General features: G+C 55.7%; 3 protein-coding genes. 2 read left to right on the top strand and 1 reads right to left on the bottom strand.

Going from position 1 to position 2662, the window contains the following annotated elements; all coding sequences use genetic code 11:
• Positions 1 to 396: hypothetical protein (locus QJT78_RS50040; RefSeq protein WP_281460823.1), on the top strand; the 396-nt coding region annotated here is incomplete at its 5' end.
• A gap of 371 nt (positions 397 to 767) precedes the next feature.
• Here QJT78_RS50040 and QJT78_RS50035 read toward each other — a convergent pair.
• Positions 768 to 971 carry a cold-shock protein gene (locus tag QJT78_RS50035; RefSeq protein ID WP_028141284.1) on the bottom strand — a complete coding sequence of 68 codons (204 nt, stop codon included), beginning with the start codon at positions 969 to 971 and terminating at the stop codon, positions 768 to 770.
• 204 nt (positions 972 to 1175) lie between these two features.
• Between QJT78_RS50035 and QJT78_RS50030 the strand changes: the two genes are divergently transcribed.
• Positions 1176 to 1601, top strand: coding sequence for a hypothetical protein (locus QJT78_RS50030; protein ID WP_028154021.1), 426 nt, complete (start codon positions 1176 to 1178; stop codon positions 1599 to 1601).
• Positions 1602 to 2662: the final 1061 nt, after the last annotated feature.

Below are 2662 nucleotides of genomic sequence, written 5' to 3'. Positions count from 1 at the left end.
CGGCGGCTCTTCTTCGTCATCTTCGCTCCTGATTCGCAGCAAGAATCCTCGCCGCTGTCAGGCAGAAAATCCACTCAAGCTACTGTCCGAATTTGCGGGGCCAGCTCTCGCTATCCCTCTTATGCCGACTTGCGCTGGGGTTTGGCGTCGGGTTTTTCGCGCCCGCTTCCTTGGCCGGCTTCTTGCCGGCCTATCACGCTGGGAGCACGAAGCCGTTTGGCTAAGAAGAAAAAGCTGGTTTGCCGCGAGTGGACTACTGCCGATATCAAGGAACTTAAGGCGCACTCCAAAGCACGGACGCCGGTCGTAAAATTGGCCAAGATGACCAAGCGAACAGAGGGTGCGCTCCGTCAGAAGGCGCTCGTGTTGGGGTTTGGCTTAGGCCATCAGCGATAACTGAAGGCTGGCTGGTTCACGATGGATCAGAAGCGCCCCGCCAGAATTCGATATTGTTTTAACGCTCGCATCTGCGCGATCAGGTGCAGACTGCTGCCTCCGTCAGGGCTGCCGGAGAGCTTTTGCGGCCTTTGGGTTGAGGGCTCGCCTTCGCCAGCCCCGGCTGGCCCTCCTCAGTCGGAAGAGCTGACGCATTTAATTGTGTCAAAGTGTGACATCGACGACATTGCGCCCCGCCACCCGCGCTGTAGGCTTCATCTCGCCGGGGCTGGACCCATATGACCCATATTTCACTTATAGATTTTAACGCGGCAACCAGGCCGCAGTGGTTCGCCGCTGCGGCCTTTCTGTTGAACAACACGATGGGCGCATCACCCGATTCGTAGATTTTCCGCCGAGTCTTTTCCGCGATTGTTCACGACGTCGAAGCTCACTTTTGCACCCTCGGCGAGAGAGGTGAAACCAGCCTTCTCAACTGCCGAGATGTGGACAAACACATCCTTGCCGCCGTTGTCCGGTTGAATAAATCCATAACCCTTTGTCGGGTTGAACCACTTTACTGTCCCCATAGCCACTTTGAATTCTCCATTTTCCAAAAAGCAAAACTAGTGCCTGAATTTCGACGAAAGAAAGGCTGGTCGCAACCGCGCTCATGCGCTGTAGGTACGCGAGCCGAGGATGTCGTTTTACGTCGTGTAAACCTCTTCACATGGGTATGACATCAGAACTGTTAATCTCCAGTCGCTGGCGAGAGGTTTCAGTTACAGCGGGAGGCGGCCGTGGCAGCTGACACAAAGGCGGACGACTGGTTTGTTGCTGCGCACGTGCTGAGGGTACGCACCTCGTCGGGCACCGGAACGATGTCGTTTAAGATTGGCAGCAGAGTAGCTAATATCGCAGCACTTTTAGGTTGCTCCGAACCAATCTCTGGAAGCGGTGTTTCGGACACGGACTTCCAACTAGATACGCAACTTATGCGCAACGTCAGCGGTCCATGGTCATTGAAGGACGTCAAGGGCCACCGCGGTGACGTCACGCAAAACGTGTCATTCTTACCAGATGCGTTGTCGGGCGCGGCGTTCAATAAGAGCGGAAGCGTTTTTTTTAATTTCGAAATACCAAACCCGAGCTCCGTGACCTTTACGATCAAGGGCCAGTGGATGGTAAAGATGGTCCTCAATCTTGGCACGACGTTTGTAATCTAGTCCGATCCTCGCGTCTTGACATGAAAGTTAGTCGAACAGGTCATCGGCTTCTTCCTCTGGGCACACGCCTTCGCTTGTCGGGCAGTTCCTCCCACATTTACCCTACCGCTCAAGCTTAATTTCAGCCTTCGATTGCGCTCGTCGGTTGCCCGATTACGCTGTCGTCACCGGACGAGTTGCCCTGTCCGGATTCAGCATGGCGACGCCGGCGCGCCATCATACTCGGCGCGTCGGCTTCGTTCTTTCCAACGGAGACCTAAGTGTGGCCCTACGGAATCGCGGCGCTGTGCGTCGTGCTCTTGATCGTTGGAGCGGGCGCCCTCATTTTTCTCAGCTTCGATTTTCCGGACGAGCCTAAGGCCTAAGTTTAGCAGTGAGGCCGCCTACGACCCGTGTCGCAAAGGCTTAAAGCTGTTCCGCCTTGCCCCCAAAACCGCCCCTCGACTCGCTGATGCTCTTGATGCTTCCTGCTCGGTCGCCGTTGCGAGCTGACGCTTAAGCTTGATTGAGCTGACCGATTTTGTCTGCTGAAATCCTCTTTGGTCAATTTGTCTCCAAACGATCGTCTAACGCAATTCCGTCGCGCAACACAACGAGCCTTGACGATTTGATGATCTCGTGAAGTAAATGAACGTTTCGAGGTCCAAAGGATCTGCGAGATTGTTGCTGTCGCGCTCGCCGTCTTGGCTGTCAGGCTGCTGATTGCAAACTACATGGTACGACGACGAGACATTTTGCGTCGCGTCCGGCGGCGCTAGGTTTCCACCATGCCTCCGCCAAACAGACGCAGCCTGCCGAACTTACTAGACCTCAGACTCCTCAAAAACGAGCTGGTGAAAGGGCAACGGATCATCGTGAACGCAGCGGCGGGTCCCAGAATGGCCGGCCGACATGGCGTTGTTCGCGGATCTGGGGGAACGCGCCACCGCGTTCGCGTTTTGCTTGACGGGTCTAACCCGTCTTATTCGCGAGAGGGCGCCTGAGAGGCTGGCGAGCGTGGTGTAAAGCGCTGATGCGGCGTAGGATTCGGTTGTGAAGCCAACCCCATCACCTCAACCGCG

It is taken from the genome of Bradyrhizobium sp. Mp27, assembly GCF_029953005.1.
In the GTDB taxonomy this organism is placed as follows: Bacteria; Pseudomonadota; Alphaproteobacteria; order Rhizobiales; family Xanthobacteraceae; genus Bradyrhizobium; species Bradyrhizobium barranii.
Note: the sequence above shows the minus strand (reverse complement) of the source record. Positions and strands in the feature narration are given on the sequence as shown.